This is a genomic window from Uliginosibacterium sp. sgz301328 (assembly GCF_041807905.1).
Lineage (GTDB): Bacteria > Pseudomonadota > Gammaproteobacteria > Burkholderiales > Rhodocyclaceae > JBGVSA01.
In genome coordinates, this window is sequence record NZ_JBGVSA010000025.1 from 1 (window position 1) to 16,782 (window position 16,782).

General features: G+C 62.4%; 13 protein-coding genes and 1 pseudogene. 8 read left to right on the forward strand and 6 right to left on the reverse strand.

Annotated features, from left to right (window positions below; translation table 11 throughout):
• Positions 1-867: 867 nt before the first annotated feature.
• The 5 genes and pseudogenes from ACDA63_RS16420 to queF form a co-directional block, all read left to right on the forward strand.
• Positions 868-2,001, forward strand: a pseudogene (locus ACDA63_RS16420) (ribonucleotide-diphosphate reductase subunit beta); the annotation flags it as partial.
• Positions 2,002-2,240: 239 nt separating this feature from the next.
• Positions 2,241-3,320, forward strand: a complete 1,080-nt coding sequence (locus tag ACDA63_RS16425; RefSeq protein WP_373664361.1) for a hypothetical protein — start codon at positions 2,241-2,243, stop codon at positions 3,318-3,320.
• Between the two features lie 754 nt (positions 3,321-4,074).
• Positions 4,075-4,887, forward strand: a complete 813-nt coding sequence (locus ACDA63_RS16430; protein WP_373664362.1) for a transglycosylase SLT domain-containing protein — start codon at positions 4,075-4,077, stop codon at positions 4,885-4,887.
• 101 nt (positions 4,888-4,988) lie between these two features.
• On the forward strand, positions 4,989-6,341 hold the full coding sequence (locus tag ACDA63_RS16435) for an 8-oxoguanine deaminase (protein ID WP_373664363.1): 1,353 nt from the start codon (positions 4,989-4,991) through the stop codon (positions 6,339-6,341).
• Positions 6,342-6,451: 110 nt separating this feature from the next.
• On the forward strand, positions 6,452-7,288 hold the full coding sequence (gene queF / locus ACDA63_RS16440; RefSeq protein WP_373664364.1) for an NADPH-dependent 7-cyano-7-deazaguanine reductase QueF: 837 nt from the start codon (positions 6,452-6,454) through the stop codon (positions 7,286-7,288).
• A gap of 87 nt (positions 7,289-7,375) precedes the next feature.
• Here queF and bfr read toward each other — a convergent pair whose 3' ends face one another.
• The 5 genes from bfr to ACDA63_RS16465 all read right to left on the reverse strand — a co-directional run bounded on the left by bfr (position 7,376) and on the right by ACDA63_RS16465 (position 12,826).
• Positions 7,376-7,852: a bacterioferritin gene (bfr, locus tag ACDA63_RS16445; protein ID WP_373664365.1), complete on the reverse strand. Its 477-nt coding sequence runs from the start codon at positions 7,850-7,852 to the stop codon at positions 7,376-7,378.
• Positions 7,853-7,918: 66 nt separating this feature from the next.
• Entirely contained in the window at positions 7,919-8,116 is a 198-nt protein-coding gene (locus ACDA63_RS16450; RefSeq protein WP_373664366.1) for a bacterioferritin-associated ferredoxin, read from the reverse strand.
• A 117-nt stretch (positions 8,117-8,233) separates the two neighbouring features.
• Entirely contained in the window at positions 8,234-9,127 is an 894-nt protein-coding gene (locus ACDA63_RS16455; protein WP_373664367.1) for a transglutaminase N-terminal domain-containing protein, read from the reverse strand.
• A gap of 8 nt (positions 9,128-9,135) precedes the next feature.
• Positions 9,136-11,592, reverse strand: a complete 2,457-nt coding sequence (locus tag ACDA63_RS16460; protein WP_373664368.1) for a circularly permuted type 2 ATP-grasp protein — start codon at positions 11,590-11,592, stop codon at positions 9,136-9,138.
• A 127-nt stretch (positions 11,593-11,719) separates the two neighbouring features.
• Entirely contained in the window at positions 11,720-12,826 is a 1,107-nt protein-coding gene (locus ACDA63_RS16465) for an ABC transporter substrate-binding protein (RefSeq protein ID WP_373664369.1), read from the reverse strand.
• 186 nt (positions 12,827-13,012) lie between these two features.
• Between ACDA63_RS16465 and ACDA63_RS16470 the strand changes: the two genes are divergently transcribed.
• The gene (locus ACDA63_RS16470; RefSeq protein WP_373664370.1) at positions 13,013-14,761 is read left to right on the forward strand and encodes a cation:proton antiporter; all 1,749 of its coding nucleotides are present in this window, start codon (positions 13,013-13,015) and stop codon (positions 14,759-14,761) included.
• On the opposite strand, the gene ACDA63_RS16475 is transcribed toward ACDA63_RS16470, so the two are convergent.
• The gene (locus ACDA63_RS16475) at positions 14,758-15,657 is read right to left on the reverse strand and encodes a histone deacetylase (protein WP_373664371.1); all 900 of its coding nucleotides are present in this window, start codon (positions 15,655-15,657) and stop codon (positions 14,758-14,760) included. The genes ACDA63_RS16470 and ACDA63_RS16475 overlap by 4 nt on opposite strands.
• 357 nt (positions 15,658-16,014) lie before the next feature.
• Between ACDA63_RS16475 and ACDA63_RS16480 the strand changes: the two genes are divergently transcribed.
• Both ACDA63_RS16480 and rpsO read left to right on the forward strand, forming a co-directional pair.
• A complete protein-coding gene (locus ACDA63_RS16480; protein ID WP_373664372.1) occupies positions 16,015-16,218 on the forward strand; it encodes a cold-shock protein in 204 nt (67 codons plus the stop codon).
• Positions 16,219-16,386: 168 nt separating this feature from the next.
• Complete coding sequence (gene rpsO, locus ACDA63_RS16485) at positions 16,387-16,653, forward strand: 30S ribosomal protein S15 (protein WP_373664373.1); 267 nt, start codon at positions 16,387-16,389, stop codon at positions 16,651-16,653.
• The last annotated feature ends 129 nt before the right edge of the window (positions 16,654-16,782 follow it).

Sequence of the window (16,782 nt, forward strand, 5' to 3'; positions counted from 1 at the left end):
AACGCCGTCTCTGTCGAGAGACGGCGTACGAGCGAAGCGAGCTGCGAAGCTCTCCGCGGTAAGCAGCGGTAACGATCGGAGGGGGCGAAGCCACAACCTAACGCCGTCTCTGTCGAGAGACGGCGTACGAGCGAAGCGAGCTGCGAAGCTCTCCGCGGTAAGCAGCGGTAACGATCGGAGGGGGCGAAGCCACAACCTAACGCCGTCTCTGTCGAGAGACGGCGTACGAGCGAAGCGAGCTGCGAAGCTCTCCGCGGTAAGCAGCGGTAACGATCGGAGGGGGCGAAGCCACAACCTAACCCCGTCTCTGTCGAGAGACGGCGTACGAGCGAAGCGAGCTGCGAAGCCTGTCGGTGAGGCCGGTCAGGTCGCGGGAGTTCGTGGCCCGAATCGCACTCCGAACGACACCGTCTCTCATGCGGAAGACGGTGTCACGCAGAACGTTTCGCGAGCAGAAAACGCAGTGCGTCGCCGGGCTGTTTTGTCATCGGCAAAGTGTGTCGACGATGCGCTCGCGAGCTCGACCCGCGACACGGTCGACGCGATCGGGCGCGCTGTTTGCGACCTTCGTTCACTCCATTTGCGTCGACACGGTGCGACGCGATGAATGACATGGGCGTCGCACCGTCTGTCGGAAGTGTTGTGTTCGTCGCAAAGCGCGTGTTGTGCGCGCGTTCTGCGCAGACAAAATGATGTGCTTCTCGCAGAGCCTTATTTCATGCGGGTTTGCGAGGGGCGATGCGTTATGACAATAGAATCGATGCTCGGAGAGCCGCGTAAACACTAGCGATCCGGGCTTCGGCAGGTGCGAAAAAACATTGCATCGACGAGCAATTTGATCTAAAGGATATTGGCATGCTGAACTTTGAAGATGATCTGAACGCGTTGGCACCACGTGCTCCGCAAGCAGGGCTGCAAACCCAGTCCTCCTTCGCGCAGGAGACAGTCGTCGCCAGTGAATCCGCAGACGAGGACGACGCGTCGCGTCGCATCAACGTCGCGGACAAGCGAGTCATCAACGGCGCCACCGACGTCAATCAGCTCGTACCCTTCAAGTACAAGTGGGCCTGGGAAAAATACCTCTCCACGTGCGCGAACCACTGGATGCCGCAAGAGATCAACATGTCTCGCGACATCGCCCTGTGGAAAGACCCCAACGGTCTCACCGACGACGAGCGCCGCATCGTCAAGCGCAACCTCGGCTTCTTCGTCACGGCCGATTCGCTGGCTGCGAACAACATCGTGCTCGGCACGTATCGCCACATCACCGCGCCGGAATGCCGTCAATTTCTGCTGCGTCAGGCGTTCGAAGAGGCGATCCACACGCACGCTTACCAGTACATCGTCGAATCGCTCGGCCTCGATGAAGGCGAAATCTTCAACGCGTATCACGAAGTCGCCTGCATTCGTGCCAAGGATGAATTCCTCATCCCGTTCATCGACACGCTGACCGACCCGAACTTCAAGACGGGCACGCCGGAGACCGACCAGCAACTGCTGCGTTCGCTGATCGTCTTCGCCTGCATCATGGAAGGCCTGTTCTTCTATGTCGGCTTCGCACAGATCCTGGCGCTCGGTCGCCAGAACAAGATGACCGGCGCGGCCGAGCAGTACCAGTACATCCTTCGCGACGAGTCGATGCACTGCAACTTCGGCATCGACCTCATCAACACCATCAAGCTCGAGAACCCGCACCTGTGGACGGCTGAGTTCCGCGAAGAAATCCGCGACCTCATGCAACAGGGCGTCGAGCTCGAGTATGCGTATGCCGAAGACACCATGCCGCGTGGCGTGCTGGGTCTGAACGCATCGATGTTCAAGGAATACCTGCGCTTCATCGCCAACCGGCGTTGTCAGCAGATCGGTATCGACGCTATCTACCCGGGCGCGGAAAACCCGTTTCCGTGGATGAGCGAGATGCTGGATCTGAAGAAGGAGCGCAATTTCTTCGAGACCCGTGTGATCGAGTATCAAACGGGTGGAACGCTGAACTGGGACTGATTGAGTACACGGCACTTGCCCCATCTCTGCAGCACTGCCTGGCTGCCGCATCGCGGCGGGCCCGGCAGTGCTGTTTTCGTTTCAGCCCCCGGTTGCTTCAGCACAGTTTCAGGAGCCTGCGCAGGCAGGCTTCTTTTAGCCACGTATTCGCGTGGCATCGCACCATTCGCACCTGACGGAGCGAAGGTGTTTCTTGTGTAACGCCGACTAACCCGAAGGCGATCAAAGGAGGTGTGATTATGGCAACTGCTGCAAAGACCACGAAGCCCAAAGCCGCCAAGGCGGCCGCGAAGCCCGCTGCCAAGGCAGCACCGGCAAAGAAGGCCGCCGCCGCGAAGCCGGCAGTGAAGAAGGCTGTCGCCAAGCCGGCCGCCAAGGCTGCTGCGAAGCCCGCTGCCAAGGTGACCAAGGCTGCTGCGAAGCCGGCCGCGAAGAAGGCTGCTGCGCCGAAGGCTGCGGCCAAGCCCGCAGCGAAGAAGACGGTGACCAAGGCTGCTGCAAAGCCGGCTGCGAAGAAGGTCGCCGCCAAGCCGGTCGCCAAGAAGGCCGTCGCCGCCAAGCCTGCCGCTAAGAAGACGGTAGCCAAGGCCGCTGCGAAGCCGGCCGCCAAGAAGGCCACGACCAAGGCTGCTGCCAAGCCGGCAGCCAAGGCGACGAAGGCGGCAGCGAAGCCGGCTGCCAAGGCCGCCGCCAAGCCGGCAGCCAAGAAGGTTGCTGCCAAGCCGGCCGCGAAGAAGGTAGCCGCCAAGCCGGCTGCGAAGAAAGTAGCCGCCAAGCCCGCGGCGAAGAAGGCCGCTGCCAAACCGGCTGCCAAGAAGACCGCGACCAAGGCTGCTGCGAAGCCTGCTGCCAAGAAGGCCGTCGCCAAGCCGGCTGCGAAGCCCGCCGCGAAGAAGGTCGCCGCGCCGAAGGCTGCCGCCAAGCCGGTCGCCAAGGCCGCCAAGACGGCAGTGAAGAAGGCTCCGGCTGCCAAGGCTGGCAAGGCATCCAAGCCGGCTGCGAAGGCTGCCAAGCCGGCTGCGGCAAAAAAGCCCGAAAAGCCTGAGCCTGCGAAAGCGGTAGAGGCAAAGAAGGCTGAACCGAAGAAGGCTGCTGCGCCGAAGAAGGCAAAGGCGCCGGCGAAGAAGGTGGAGAAGGCCGCTGCGCCCGCTCCGGCTGCTGAAAAGCCTGCTGCACCGGCACCCGCCGCTGCACCGGCTCCGGCACCCGCTGCTGCGCCGGCCGAGCCGAAGCCTTCGACTGCTGCAACCCCGGGTCTGAAGTCGTCGCTCAATCCGACGGCGGCATGGCCGTTCCCGACGGGTTCGCGTCCGTCCTGATGACGCATCGCTGCGCGACCTCGGTCGCGCAGGCAGCAACGCCCCCTGGTTGCCTCGTGCGGCCAGGGGGCTTTTTTTCGTGCGCGACGGCAGGCCAAAGAGCGGCGAACTGCGGCATGGTCGGAACGTGGCGCCACTCTATATATGACTGTTTGCGGATTGCCGCCGGCAGGGATTTCCTGCGGGGATCGTCCGGTCCTGTGAGCTTTGTAGGAACAGTCCGAACACTTTGATACAAATGCCGGTCCGAGTCCTTTGATCGCGCAAAAGTCGATACCTGTACCCCACTTCCTCGATATGCAAAATGCAAGTCCCAGTCACCATGCGGGATTGGGCTACATTGACAAAGTACTTGCAAATCAATAGACTGCGTTCGCGCCTGATCGAGTGCGGCCGGGTTTACTGTTTATGCCAAAAGCATTGCAGCCGGTTGTGACCCCGTTGCCCCTTGGCAAATCGAAGTGGTCCCGCATTGAATACGAGGATGAAATCTCCGTGCAGCAAGGTCTGTCCCGGGCGCCCTGGCCGAATGGCCTTCAAGTGACCTGCTGTGCCACAAAGCAATAGTACGTGCGTGCGTCGCATTGGCCTCTCAGGCCCAGGCGCGCGTGATCTGAAGTAGGCGGCATCCTATACATCCCAACACTCCGGTCTCCGGAGCACACGCCGCCAGGTTGTCGAGCAGTGTCGTCCGCGTGGAGCCCTTGCGCGCTACGTGTCGGTCCGCATCGAGAACGAACGTTGAGGTGAGATCATGAGTCAATTGGTGCGTTGCGCGCAGGTTGTGCGCCACACTGGGACTTTTCTACTGCACTTTGCGCATGGGGGCCTCGTCATGGCCGGCGTCATGGTTTTGGCGCTGATCGGTTACCAGGTATCCCATGCGGGCGTCGAGGGCCTCAACCCCCGGCTTTTGTTCAATCATGGTGAAAGCGCTGACAGCGTGGCGGTTACTGGGGCTGATGCGGCGCCGGTGACACCCGTCATCGCGGCAGCATCGTCGTCGTCGGCCGCGGCTTCGTCGGTGGCGTCGGTCCCGACAATGGGTACCTGGGCCTCCGTCAAGCATCTGACGCCGGAATTGGTGCGCCTGTCGGATTACATCGCCAAGCGCTACAAGGTATCCAAGCTGGTTGTGCAGCCGCTGGTCCAGGCCGCGGTGCGCGAAGGGCATGCGACGGGCGTCGACCCGATCCTGATCCTGGCGGTCACCTCGGTGGAGTCGCGCTTCAATCCGCTCGCCGAAAGCGTGGTGGGCGCCCAGGGGCTCATGCAGATCATTCCGCGCTTTCATTCTGACAAGATCACGGCTTCGATGGGCAAGACTGCGCTGTTCGATCCCAACGAAAACCTGCGCGTCGGTGCGCTGATCCTGAAGGAGTACATCAAGGCATCCGGCGGTCTCGACCGCGCGTTGCAGATGTATGGCGGCGCACCCAATGATTCGTCGATGTTCTACGCGAACAAGGTCAATACCGAGCTCAACCGACTGCGCGAAGTCATGAAGACCACGCCATCGCGCGCCGAGGTTGCCAGCGATCGAGTCGCGACGGAACAGGCCAGCTGAGTCGCCGAGGCTCATCCGGTTTTGGACATAAGGGCGCCCCGGGCGCCCTTTGTTTTGTCCGCTCGGCTATTCTTCTCCGGCTTTTTTCCACCCCCGATGCCATGACGACGCTACTGCTGAAGAACGCCGACATTCTTGCCACCATGGATGCCTCGCGGCGCGAAATTCCACACGGAGGCGTGTTCATCCGTGACGGCGTGATTGAACAAGTGGGCAGCAGCGCCGATCTGCCCACCGAGGCTGACGAAGTCATCGATCTGGCAGGACATGCGCTTCTGCCCGGACTGATCAACACGCATCACCACATGTACCAGAGCCTGACGCGTGCATTGCCTTCCGCGCAGGACGCCGAGCTGTTCGACTGGTTGCAGGCCTTGTATCCGGTGTGGGCTCGGCTCACGCCCGAGATGATGAGCGTGTCGACGCTGACGGCGATGGCGGAGCTGATCCTGTCGGGCTGCACGACGTCGTCGGATCATCTCTACATCTATCCCAACGGCTGCAGGCTGGATGATTCGATCGAAGCCGCTGCGCAGATCGGCATGCGCTTCACCGCATCGCGGGGAAGCATGAGCGTCGGGCGCTCACAGGGAGGCTTGCCGCCGGATAGTGTCGTGGAGCGCGAGGACGACATCCTGCGCGACACTCGCCGCGTCATCGAGACGTGGCACGACGCTTCGCGCCACGCGATGGTGCAGGTGGCGGTCGCCCCGTGTTCACCGTTCTCGGTCAGCCGCGACCTGATGCGCGAATCGGCGATCTTGGCACGCAGCTATGGCGTGCGCCTGCACACGCATCTGGCCGAGAACGCGAAGGACGTCGACTACAGCCGCGAGCAATTCGGCATGACGCCTGCTGAATACGCCGAGTCGCTGGGTTGGGTCGGTCACGACGTGTGGCACGCGCACTGCGTGCAATTGGATGCAGCCGGGATCGAACTCTTCGCACGCACCGGGACAGGTGTCGCGCATTGCCCGTGCTCGAACATGCGGCTGGCGTCCGGCATCGCACCTATTCCCGCGATGCGCGCGGCGGGCGTACCGATCGGATTGGGCGTGGATGGATCTGCCTCGAACGACGGCGCGCACATGCTGGGCGAGGCGCGTGCTGCGATGCTCCTGGCGCGCGTCGGTTTTGGGCCGACTGCCATGAGCGCGCGGCAGGCGCTGGAGATCGCCACGGTGGGTGGGGCACGTGTGCTGGGGCGCGACGATATCGGTGCGATCGCGCCGGGCATGAGCGCGGACTGCGTGGCGTTTCCGCTCGACGGTGTCGGCATGGCTGGCGGCGCGGTTCACGACGCGCTAGCTTCGCTGGTGTTCTGTACGCCGCCCAGGGTACGTTGGTCGGTGATTAATGGGCGCGTGGTGGTGCGAGATGGGGGCCTCACGACAGTCGATCTGCCGCAGGTGTGTGCGCGACACAACGCCTTGGCCCGCTCGCTCGCGGTGTGATCTGATGTGTGGTGGCGATGTGTGACGTCTCTGGCACGCAAACCGTCACCTTCTGCGCCTGAAGTAAACTGAGCGGCCTTTCTGTCGCAGCGCTTGCAGGATCTGTCTTGATGAGTACCGATATTTCTATCGACGTGAATGAATCTCCGCTCGGAAAAGCCACGGCTTACCGCAGCGAGTACGCGCCCGAATTGCTGTTCCCGATCGCGCGCAGCGGCAAGCGTGAGGAGATCGGCATCGATGGCGTTTTGCCGTTCGTGGGCGAGGATATCTGGAACGCGTACGAGATCTCGTGGTTGAACCTGCGGGGCAAGCCGGGGGTGGCGCTGGGCGAATTCCGCGTGCCGGCGGATACGCCGCGTCTCATCGAGTCGAAGTCGCTCAAGCTGTATCTGAACTCATTCAACCAGACGCGGGTGGCGAGTCTTGATGAACTGCGGGCAATGCTCACGCGCGATCTGTCTGCCGCCGCTGGCGGCGAGGTGACAGTACGGCTCGAACCCGTTGGCGGCGCCACGCGCGCGCTCGGGCTGCCGCAAGGCGTCTGTGTCGACGAGTTGGATATCGATATCGACCGCTATCAGCCGGACGCACGGCTGCTGAGCGTGGGCGCGGCTCACGTGCAGGACGAAGTGCTGTACTCACACCTGCTCAAATCGAATTGTCTGGTCACTGGGCAGCCGGACTGGGGCATGGTGGCCATCCGCTACAGCGGTAACGCGATCGACCGCGAAGGTTTGCTGCGCTACGTGGTTTCGTTCCGTGAGCACAATGAATTCCACGAACAGTGCGTGGAGCGCATTTTCATGGACATCACGCGCCGCTGTCGCCCTGAACGCCTGGCCGTGTGGGCGCGCTATACCCGCCGCGGTGGGTTGGACATCAACCCCTTCCGCAGCAGCGATGGCACGTGGTCGCCCGGCAACGTCGGGGAAGTCCGCCAGTGAAGTCAAGCAGGGCTGGCGGGGCGGGATGTCCTGCAACGAAAAAAAACGGCGCTGTAAAGCGCCGTTTTGCTCCGCCGAGGCGCCCGGTTATTCCGGTGCCTTGACCATCGATTGCAGGTAATTCTGCAGGCCGATCTTGCCGAGCAGGTCGATCTGCGTTTCCAGCCAGTCGATGTGTTCTTCCGTATCGTTGAGAATGTCCTGCAGCAAGTCGCGCGAGACATAGTCGCGCACGCTTTCGCAGTGGGCCATGCCGTCCTTGATGGTCTTCTGCGCGCCGTATTCGAGCTTGAGGTCGCTATCGAGCGCTTCAGGGACGCTCTCGCCGATGAGCAGCTTGCCCAGATCCTGCAGGTTGGGCAGGCCTTCGAGCATCAGGATGCGCTCGATCAACCGGTCGGCATGCTTCATTTCGCCGATCGATTCTTCGTATTCCTTTGCGCCGAGTTTATCCAGGCCCCAATGGCGATAGATGCGCGCGTGAAGGAAGTACTGGTTGATCGCGGTGAGCTCGTTCTTGAGCTGGGCGTTCAGAAACGCGATGACTCCGCTGTCGCCTTGCATGATCAGCCTCCTCCCGAAAAATCAGGATAAGAGCATAGCAGGCGATGGGAGGGGATGAGGAATTTCTTACGCTGCGCAGAGAACCTGAACGGTGGTAGCCGTACCCGAGCACTCCGAGATGAGATCTTCGCAGGTCTCCCGGCAGCAGCCGCACCCGGAGCAAACGCCGAGTTCAAGTGTCAGCTCATCGACGGATTGAGAGCCATTGTGGATCGCGTTGCGGATCCGATGGTCACTGACGCCCTTGCACAGACAGACAATCATTTTCGCGCTCAACTTGTTTGCGAATAAGAATGATTGTTATTGTGATGAGCTATTGATCACATGGCAACAAGAAAATTGTGTCGACACAGATGCCCCTATCCCTGATCACAGCAGGGTTTAGCCGGGGATTCGCGATTCCGCGGGCTCGACTGTTACGGCCACGTCCAGCGCGTGATTGCCGCCGCCCAGAATGACTCCCCGCAGGGGCGAGACATCCGAGAAATCGCGCCCATAACCCAGTGCAATGTGCTCATCGGTCGGCCGCACGTTGTTCGTTGGATCGAATTCCAGCCAGCCGCAGCCCGGGACGAACACCGACACCCAGGCGTGAGAGGCATCGACACCCACGAGTCGCGCTTGCCCCGGGGGCGGCTTCGTCAATAGATAGCCCGACACGTAGCGGGCTGGCAGGCCCATGGCGCGCACGGCGGCGATCATCAAGTGGGTGAAGTCCTGGCATACGCCGCGTCGCAGCGCGAGCACTTCGCTCAGCGATGTCTCGACCCGCGTTGCATCCGGATCGAACTCGAAGCCATCGTGAATATGCGCCATCAGCGCCATCAGCGTTTCAAGGGTCGGACGCCCTGGCTTGAAAACCGCCGCGAAGAAAGCGCGCACCACTTCATTGGTGGGCGTGTGCGGCGTCGCAAAGAGGAACTCACAGGCCGAGCGCTCATCCCGATCCGCCAATATCGGCTGCCGAAAATGTGCCGCGACATCCTCCCACGCAGACGGGATCGGCAGGCTCGACCCGCCGCGCGATACGTCCACAAGGCTGCGCGCTCGCACTTTCAGCGTCGTGTGTGGTCTGGCGATCTCGAATCGCGTCGTGGGATTGCCGAAGTAGTCTGTCGCGTCCTGGCGCAGGTCCGGGCTGGGCGCGACATCGAGTACATGGTCGATGCAGCGCTGCCACGGCGTATCCAGCGGCCGCAGGTGCGCCACCTGATAGCTCAGGGTGACAGCCTCGTCATATCGGTATTCGGTAACGTGGTCGATGCAATAGCGCATGAGAAAACCTAGGCCAACGTGGAGCGCGTGCGGACGTGGCTGAAATACCGTCCCTGCAATCGTGTGGCAAGCGCATTACCGACCTGCCAGGCATCGGACAGCAAGCGGCGCAACTGCGCCTGACGTTCTTCGGTGGCGACCCATCCTTCCGGCGGCAGGGCGAGCAGACGGTCGATGAGCGGAAGCAGCAGCTCATCGACCGACCCCGGCGCGTTGTCCGGCAGTTCCTGGGTGTGATCGAGCAGTGACTGCAGTTGATAGATGAAGCCACGCGGATTGTCGTGATCGATCAGCAGCAGTTCCGCGACCAAGGCCTGCTCGGTGGTGCGCTGATAACGCCGGCGATAGGTCAGCACACTGTCGGAGAGGTCGATGAGCGTTTCGAGCGCGGGAGGCTGTCCCTGCGGGACAAGCAGATGCGCCAGCCAGGTCGACAGCGATTGCATGCGCTCGATTCGTCGTCCCAGCGACTGAAAGCGCCAGCCGGCGTCGCGCGTCATGTGCTCCATGGCATAGCCCGACAGGGTGATGAGCGCCAGCAGCGATTGGTCGAGAAACTCCAGCGCGTCGGACAACGTGTGCGGGCCGCGCCGCCATTGGCCGAGCAGTCGCTCGATCCGGTTGTAGATGCGCCAGCTATCTGGCGCCAGGCGATCGCGCAGGGTGCGTGCCAGCCGCACCACCTGCTGCAGGTTGCTGGCGGCCGAACCCGGCAGGCTCGTATCGCCGAGCGCCGCCAGCAGCGTGGCTTGCGGCGTCATGGCGGACCCGGCGGGCGGAATGACGCCCGCGGCGCGTCCCGTCTCCAGCAGTTGGGGCCATTCGGCGTCGTCCGCGGCGAGCTGCGCGCGCAGTCCTGTGCGCAGAAGGCGCAGGCCCGTATCGGCCCGCTCTATGTAGCGCCCCATCCAGAACATGTTCTCGCCGATGCGGCTGGCGAGCGCGCCGTGTTCGCGTTCGTGGGCGACCAGTCCGGGCGACAGATCGCGCGCCGTGCCCAGCGGCAGTTCCTGTTGCGCCGAGGCCGTGACCCAGGTGTCCTTACTGCCGCCGCCGCGCTGGATGGAGATCACGCGTAAATCCTGCGGACCTGCCACGCGTGTGAGCCCGCCCGGCATGACGGTATAGCCCTGGGGGGTGGCGGCGGCATAGACGCGCAGGCCGGCGACGCGCGATTGCAGACCGCCGTGAATCACATCCCAGACGGGGGACCTCGCCAGGTGCACAGGTTCCTGCCCGATGAATTCGCGCGGTTCGCGCCGGATGCGCGCGGCCAGGACAGACCGTTCCGCTTCGTTCAGATCGGCGCCGAACATGGGTGTTACGCCGCTTTGCACGTACGCGGGCTTGATGACCAGCTCCGGCAGACGCTTGAGCACCACGTCACAGGCGGCCTCTTCGCCGCACCACCAGGTCGCGACCGACGGCATCGCCAAGGACTCGCCCAGCAAGTGCTCGGCGATGGCCGGCAGATAGCCGAGCAGAGCCCCCGATTCGATCAGTCCGCTGCCCAGCGCGTTGGCGACCAGCACTTCGCCGCGCCGGGCGGCGTCGACCAGCCCCGGCACGCCGAGCGTGGAGTCCGCGCGCAATTCGAGCGGGTCGCACCAGGCATCGTCCTGCCGCCGCAGGATCGCGTGCACGCGTCGCAAGCCGGAGAGCGTCTTGAGGAATACGCCGCCGTGGCGAACGGTAAGGTCTTGCCCTTCGACCAGCGGCAGGCCCATGTGGCGCGCGAGATAGGTGTGCTCGAAGTAGGTCTCGTTGAATGGGCCGGGTGTGAGCAGTACCAGCAATGGTTGTTCGTCACCGCGTGGCGCCCATTGTGCGAGGCTGTTGCGCAGTGCCTGGAAGAAGCCCATCAGCGGCTCCACGCGCAGGCTGCGCAACAGTTCGGGAAACTGGCTGCCGATGAGGCTGCGGTTTTCCAGCGCGTAGCCCGCACCGGACGGCGCCTGCGTGCGATCGGAAACCACCCACCATTGGCCATCGGGCGAACGCGCCAGATCGGCCGCGTACAGATGCAGGAACACGTCGCCGGGCATGTCGATGCCGCGACAGGGGCGCAGGTAGCCGGGATGTCCGTAGATGGCGGCGGCCGGCACCAGACCCTGTTCGATCAGTCGCTGCGGACCGTACAGGTCGGCGAGCACCTTGTTGAGCAGTCGCGCGCGCTGGGCAATGGCCCGTTCGATCTGCGCCCACTCTTCGGCGGGCACGATCTGGGGCAGCAGGTCGAGATCCCACGGTCGATCCACGCCACGCGGATCGGCATAGACGTTGTAGGTGACACCGTTGGTGACGATCTGGCGTTGCAGGGCGTCGCGCGCATCGAGCATGGCGCGGGGCCCCCGGTCCTTGAGCCGCTCGATGAGTTCGCGCCAATGCTGCCGGGGCGTGCCATCGGCAGCCAGCAGCTCGTCGTAGCGGTCGGCGCTGTTTACATAGTGTTCGAACAGATTCATGGGGCTCGCTCATGCACGAGGCATGCCAAGCCTTCCGTATAGCAGATGAGGCCGTCACCGGGGAGGTGGGTTGCAGAAATTTGCCTCATCCGCCGTCGGGATGAACGGCGGGCGCAGCCCTTCTTGCTTATCCGGAAAGCGTGCCCGTACGTGAGATGACGCTGGTGTCGACGTAGTGCGACGCGCGATTGCCCCGGCTGAAGTCAAGCGACCAGCCCCCCAGATCGAGCGCGCGCAGGCGGCGGGAATCGAAGCCGTTGCCAAAATCAGTGCCGCGTTGCATGGCGGCCAGCAGTGCACGCGCGGCGAGGTAGCCTTCAAAGCTGGTGGCCGAAGGCGCTTCGTCCAGCATCTTCGCCGCGGCCCGTGCGAAGTCGCGGGCGATCGGCGCGGTGGCGCGCGCGGGGTCGGGCACGACGCGCGATACGACGATGCCGACCGAGTCCTTCGGGCCGACGATTTGCTGCAAGGTCATGACGTCGACGGTCGAGATCATGCAGACGAAGAGCCCGGGGCTACGTGGAATCAATTCGCGCGCCAGCAGGCCGGCAGCAATGGTGTCGGCCAGTATGACGATTGCTTGCGGCTTCCGATTGGTGATGTCTCGTGCCAGCGCGCTGGCATTGCGGCCGTCGTCGGCCAATGTGAACAGCATCGGGTCGGGCGCCTTGCGCTCGCGCATGAGCGCGACGGCCGCGTTGCGCGCCGCTGCGCTGGCCGGGCCGCTGGTGTGTGCGATCGCGAGCGACGCCAGACCGATACGTGCAAACCGCGCGAGGACCGTGGCGACTTCTTCCGCGTAAGTCGCGCGAAGGAAGACGATGCGATCGTTGTTCGTGACGTCGACGCCGCTCATCGGCGCGAAGAGCGCGCGCCCCGACTGGCGAAATACCGGGCTGGCGGCAACCGCGCTCACGGCGGCGTCGCCGGTGTAGCCGAACAGCACATCGACACGCTCCGATGCGAGCAGCTTCTGCGTGTTGGCGATGGCACGTGCCGGATCGCCCGCGTCGTCGATTTGAATGAGCCGGATGCGCCGTCCGCCGCCGGCGGCGTTGGCCTGATCGAACGCCAGTTTGGCGCCGGTGAAGTAATCGCGGCCGAGATTCTGAAGCGGGCCGGAGAGGTCCGCCGACATCCCGACGGAAAATTCGTTACCTTGTGCCATCGCGGGCAGCGGGGCGAGCAGGGCGGGGAACAGGGCAGAGCGGCGGATAAAGTCGCGGCGGTTCATCGCACGAGTACGTTGTGGAAGGTAAATCTGCGCAGTCTGCCGCGCGAGTGTTGAGGTTTTCTTACGGTTTGGCGGAGCGTTCAGAGAAAATTGGTACATTTGTTGCAACTAACATGGCTGCGTAATGTCCGAAAAATCCGGGCCCCGCTGAAGGGTGATCCTGTTTCCTCTACAAATAAGAATCCAATGCACGCAATCGATTTCATTCAGGATCTTGCCGTCGTCATGCTCGTCGCGGGTGTGGTGACGGTGCTGTTTCACCGCTTCCGGCAGCCGGTGGTGCTGGGCTATATCGTGGCGGGCGTCATCATCGGGCCCTATACGCCCCCGTTCCAGTTGATCAAGGACGAGCACACCATCCAGACGCTGGCCGAGCTCGGTGTCGTGTTCCTGCTGTTCTCGCTCGGGCTCGAGTTCAGCATCCGCAAGCTCTTCCGCGTCGGTGCTGCGGCGCTTGCGGGCGCCCTGGCCGAAATCGCGCTGATGATGTGGGTCGGCTACGAGATCGGCATGTTCTTCGATTGGGGGACGATGAATTCGATCTTCCTGGGGGCCATGCTGGCGGTGTCGTCGACCACCATCATCATCAAGGCGCTCAACGACCTGGGTTACAAGAATGAGCAGTTCGCCCAGGTTGTATTCGGCATTCTCATCGTCGAAGACATTCTTGCCATCGCCATGATCGTGCTGCTGTCGGCCATCGCCACCACGGGCGCAGTCAGCACCGGTGCCGTGTTCGCCACGCTGGGCAAGCTGTCTCTGTTCATGGTGGTGTCGCTGGTGCTGGGCATTCTGATCGTGCCGCGCCTCTTGTCGTACGTAGCGAGCTTCAACAACAACGAGATGCTCCTGGTGACCGTGCTCGGGCTGTGCTTTGCCTTCTGCCTGCTGGTCGTCAAGCTCGAATACAGCCTGGCGCTGGGGGCGTTCGTCATCGGTGCGATCATGGCCGAAGCGCGCGAGCTGCATACGGTCGAGCGCCTGATCGAGCCTGTGCGGGATATGTTCAGCGCGATTTTTTTCGTCGCCATCGGCCTGCTGCTCGACCCTCGCATCCTGGTCGAATATTGGGAGCCCGTAGCGATCATTACCGTGGCGGTGGTGATCGGCAAGGTGATCTCCTGCGGCCTGGGCGCGTTCGCCGCGGGGCAGGACGGGCGGACCTCGCTGCGTATCGGCATGAGTCTGTCGCAGATCGGCGAGTTCTCGTTCATCATCGCCTCGCTCGGGGTGTCGCTGAAAGTCACCAGCGGTTTTCTTTACCCCGTAGCCGTGGCGGTGTCGGCCGTGACGGCGCTCCTCACGCCGTACCTGATCCGTCTTGCCGATCCTTTGTCGCTGCATCTGGCGCGCGCCATGCCGCGCAGGGTCGCCCAGTTTGCCAACGCCTACACGGAAAAACTGCGCGCGATGCGTCCGGAAGGCGAGCGAGCGATGCTCGCCCGCATCATCCAGCGAATCCTGCTTCAGATCGGCATCAATTTCTCGCTGGTGGTCGCGGTGTTCCTGGCGGCTGCGTTCCTCATTGATGGCGGGCGACGCTACGTTACGCCCTGGATTTCGGACGTGGATGTGCAGAACACCATCGTCTGGGGGCTCGCGCTGATCGCCTCGGTGCCTTTCCTGCTGGCGGGCTACGGCAAGCTCAAGGCGTTGGGAATGCTGCTGGCCGAAATGATCATCGGTCCGCACGCCGGCCGCCTGCTGCTTTTCTTCCGTCGCCTGGTGGCCGAATCGGTGCCGATCGTCGTCTCGCTGCTGGTCTTTGTGGCCATCGTCGCCGTGAGCGCCGACATTCAGCCGCCGATGACATGGATGGCGCTGACGCTCGGTGTCGTCGCGGTACTGACGTGGTTGCTCTACGAGCAATTCACCAAGCTGCACTTCCGCTTCAAGATCGCGCTGATCGATACCTTCGACAACGCCCAGCACTAGCCGTAAATCTGGCGCGCCAATATCACTGTGGCGGCATGGATCGCCACGGTGTCGTCAATCTCGTTTGCGTAGCCGCCGGCCATCGCGATGGCGACGGGCGTGCGTCGAGACACGCATTCGCCTAGCACCATCTGGTCGCGACGCAGGAGTCCGTCCTTGCTCAGCGCCAGCCGTCCAAGACGATCGCCGACATAAGGGTCCGCGCCCGCCAGGTAGATCACCAGCTCGGGCCGACAGCGCTTGAACGCCTCATCGAGGCCGCTCCCGAGCGCGGCGAGGTAGTCCTCGTCGCCGGTTTCGTCGGGCAGTTCGATGTCCAGGTCGCTCGATGCTTTGCAGAACGGGAAATTCCGCGCGCCGTGAATGCTGAAGGTGAAAATGCTGTCGTCGCCGTTGAGGATGGTGGCCGTACCGTCGCCCTGATGGACGTCGCAATCGATCACCAACACCTGACCGACACCCTCTTCAGCCTGCATTGCACGCGCCGCGATGGCGGCATCGTTGAATACGCAGAAGCCGCTGCCGTACGTGGCATGGGCATGATGGGTGCCTCCGGCAAGGTTGACCGCACAGCCCGCCACCAGGCTCGCCCGGGCCGCTTCGATGGTGGCGCCGGACGATCGCCGCGAACGTTCAACCATCTGCGGCGACCACGGGAACCCGATCTGCCGCATCTCCGCCGCGGTCAAATCGCCTCGGGTGACACGATTCAGGTAATCGTCATCGTGCGCGCGTGCGATCTGCACATCGGTTGCGGCCGGCGGAACTTGAAAATCGTCATTATCGAAAAACCCCGAATCAATAAGGGCTTCTTTCAGCCTGGAATATTTCTCCATCGGAAAGCGATGGCCGTCCGGTAAAGGCAGAACGAATTGATTGGCGTAATAGAGTTTCAATGGAATGCTTATTCATATCTGTTGAAAACAACAAAATCGACGAGCAGGGTCACTGCCTTGTAATGTCGATATGGCGCGGCTTTCCGGAAGTTCATGCACTGTTGTGGTGCTGATTTTTGCTCTTTTTAGTGCGATTTTCTGTATTCCGTTGGGATGTTCCTTACGCGGGTTTACATCAATAAAAAAATGTCTGTAGGAAAGGGCATATCGCTTGCCTGTCAGAATTTATTCCCGTATCTTGCCAATCAGCAACGGACGGGGAAAACATGTTGTTCTCCTCCATGGTTTTCCCGATTCGTTTGCGGCAAGGCTCAACAGCCGATTCCATCGTTTATTTGCAAGTAAGGAAATCGCAGTATGGCAACTGGTATCGTCAAGTGGTTCAACGACGCTAAAGGTTTCGGCTTCATCACCCCTGACCAGGGCGGAGAAGATTTGTTCGCACACTTTTCCGAGATCGCCGGCGCGGGTTTCCGCTCGCTCAAGGAAGGCCAACGCGTCGAGTTCGAAGTCAAGCAAGGCCCCAAGGGTCGTCAGGCTTCGACTATCAAGCCGCTCTAAACTGAGGTAGAATTCCAAATTCGCGGGGCGGATGGCCATTTGGCTCGTCCGCCTCTTTTTCGTCTCCGCCGCCTGGAGGTAATGCTGGGTGGCGGCGGCTCGCTTGCGTTCGACTGAAAAAAACCTTTAGAATCGCAGGCTTGCCGAAAGCAATTGAGAACATTAGCCATGATCGCTACTGAAGTTAAGGCGAAGATCGTCGCCGAGTACCAACAATCCCAAGGCGACACGGGTTCGCCGGAAGTGCAGGTTGCCCTGCTGACCGCACGCATCAACGGCCTGACCGATCACTTCAAGGCCAACGTCAAGGACCACCACTCGCGCCGTGGTCTGCTCAAGATGGTGAGCCAGCGCCGCAAGCTGCTGGACTACCTGAAGGGCAAGGACTACGACCGCTATCGTTCCCTGATCGAGCGTCTGGGCCTGCGCAAGTAATCATCTTGTGCTCAACCGCCATGAGCGCTCGCGGTCGTGACCGTTGGCGTGCCGGGCCTCTCGGGCCGGCGCGGTTGCACTGACACGGCAAAAGCCGGTGTCGCCCCGTGGGCGCGCCGGCTTTGCTTT